This window comes from Microbacterium sp. Bi128, from assembly GCF_918698205.1.
On sequence record NZ_CAKKMM010000746.1, the window covers coordinates 1 to 2,490 of the forward strand.

Sequence of the window (2,490 nt, forward strand, 5' to 3'; positions counted from 1 at the left end):
GGCCAGGGGCACCGGCGGACGCCGCCTCAGCGAATTCCCGGACGGCGGCATCGGTCCGCGCCTGTTCCGGCGCCCCGGCAGGCGGCAGCGAGGTCCGGTTCAGCTCAGGCTTGGCGCCCTCGCGGCGCAGGTTCAGACGCCGCAGCGGATCCGGCCGGAATCTGGCCAGCCAGCGGGTCACCGGCCAGCCCGTGCGCCGGGTTGCCTCCAGCCGATAGGACCGGGCGACGGCGTCGACCACCAACGGCACATTGGCGGCCGCAGCCAACTCCCCAGCCAGCCGGGCCTTGGCCGCGGCCGTCGCACCTGCGGCCGTCCCGCCACCAGCGGCCGTCGTGCCACCCGTGGGCAGGCCGGACGCCTCGGCCAGCCGGGCGGCGGCCAGCGTGACATCTGCCGCAAGTCGCTGTGACATCGCTTTACGCTGCATCGCCACCTGCCGGATCGCGGCCCGCACCTTGTCCACCCCCGTCCCCAGCACAGCGGAAGCCCCGAGGACCTGAACTTTGCCCAGCCCGTCCCGCGCCAGGATAGCTGTGAGGGATTCCAGGACCGGCCGGACCTCGTGCTCCGGGAGCCTGTCGATCTGGTTGAGCACCACGATCGTCACGGCCCCGTGCGAGGACAGAGGGGCCAGGAAATCGTTGTGCACGGCGGCGTCGGCATATTTCTGCGGATCGAGGACCCAGACGAGGACGTCCACCAGGCCCACCATCCGCTGCACAATCTCACGGTTGGCGGCCCTGGTCGAGTCAAAGTCCGGCAGGTCCAGAAGGATCAGCCCGGTGTCGTCGTCGGCGAACCCTTTGATCGGTGCCGCAGCGTGGCGCTTTCGGACCTCCAGCCAATCCAGCAGCGCATCGCTGCCCTGGACGCCCCAAATGCCCGCCAGCGGCTCGGTGGTGGTCGGCCTGCGCACGGCCGCCGTCGCGATCTCCTCGCCGCTTACGGCATTGAAAAGCGAGGACTTGCCGCTGCCGGTGGCTCCAAAAAACCCGACCACCGTGTGGTCTCCGGACAGCGACCGCCGCGAACTCGCGCGGTCGAGCACCTGCAGGACACCGGCCAGGATCTCCTCCGGGAGGACTCCGGATGCGAGCTCCGTGGCGCTGTTGAGCGCTTCCAGTCTGCGATCGAGCTGGGACGTCTCGCGGGCGGCCGCATGACGGCTCATGACGTGGCCGCCAGCCGGCGCAGTGCCGCCGCATGCCCGGCAATGGCTGAGGGCGGCACGCCGACGTCGACCTCCAGCCGGGTCAAGAACCGCCGGCACTCCGCAGCCAGCAGGCCCTGGCACCGCAGATGCAGGTCTTCGCGCGCGGTCCGGGCCAGCCGGCGGACGGCGTCCTCCCCGAATACTGCCTCCAGGAGGCGCTGACCCACGACGGCGGTGCCGCCGGCAACTCCGATCTCAAGCCCGGTCAGGCCCGCGGTCATGGAGAACACCACAATCATCAAGGCAGCGCCGAGGCCGTTGATTCCGAAGGACAACCAGCGGGCCTGGGTGCGCTTGCCCTGGCCTTCGGTGCGGATGAGTTCCATCAGGCTCCCCTGCCAAGCGCGGATTTCGGCCGCCACAGCATCCGCGAAGCCCTCGGAGGCACCGGAAAGATCGTCGGTGCCCAGCACCTGCCTTCCGGCGGGGTCTGAACGCCACCGCTGGTCGGTGTGCTCGGCGGCCTTGGCGGCTTGATCGACAATGACCGCCTGCAGTCCCGTTTCGATCGCGGTTTCCACCCTGACCGCAGGCGCCGGTTCACCCCGGACGAACGCGCCCACGCGGTCACGGAAGCGTCCGATGTTCTGTTCCATGGCGCGGAAGAATTCCCCGGTCCCGACGAAGTCCTGCCAGCGCGCCAGCACTTCGCCGCGCAGCAGTGCGCCGTCGCGGGTGGCCTCGAGGATCCTGGCTACGGCGTCGTCATAGGCGTTGCGGGCGTCGGCTGCGAGAACATCGGCTGCGTGCTGCTGTTCGGACAGCGCCCGCTCCGCCGCGTCGGCGCGGTGGGCGAGGGCGAGGAGGGTGCCGTTGAGGGTGCGCCGGGCGATTCCGGCCCGTCCCGCGGCGTCCCCGGCCAGCTTCCCGAGCCAAACGCGCAGCGGCTCGCCGGCCTCTGCCGGAAGCATCCCCGCGGCATCCAGCGGCAGCTCCGGAACCACAAACAGTTTGGCGGCCCCCAGCCCTTCCCGGCTGAGCATGGCCTGCAGATCGGCGCTAACCTCCGCTTCCGCCGCCGGCGGCACCCGGTCCAGGACCACGGCCACCATGATATCGCGGGAGGCCGCATCCAGGAGCAGGCGCCAGGGCACGGCGTCGGCATACCGGTTGGCTGTGGTGACAAACACCCAGAGGTCTGCGGCGGCAAGCAACTGCCCGGCCAGCTGCCGGTTGTTCTCGGAAATGGAGTCGACGTCGGGCGCGTCGACCAGGGCGATTCCGGGCGGGACCGCGGAGTCGGAGACCAGGACCAGGGAGGTCACCGGGCCGGG

At 70.6% G+C, this 2,490-nt stretch carries 2 protein-coding genes; both read right to left on the reverse strand.

Annotation, left to right across the window (positions count from 1 at the left end; translation table 11 throughout):
* Positions 1-1,174: GTPase (locus LQV45_RS25695; protein ID WP_230009470.1), on the reverse strand; the 1,174-nt coding region annotated here is incomplete at its 3' end.
* Positions 1,171-2,490, reverse strand: a 1,320-nt coding sequence (locus LQV45_RS25700; protein ID WP_230009471.1) for an ABC transporter, incomplete at its 5' end; no start/stop codon positions are given. The genes LQV45_RS25700 and LQV45_RS25695, both read right to left, overlap by 4 nt.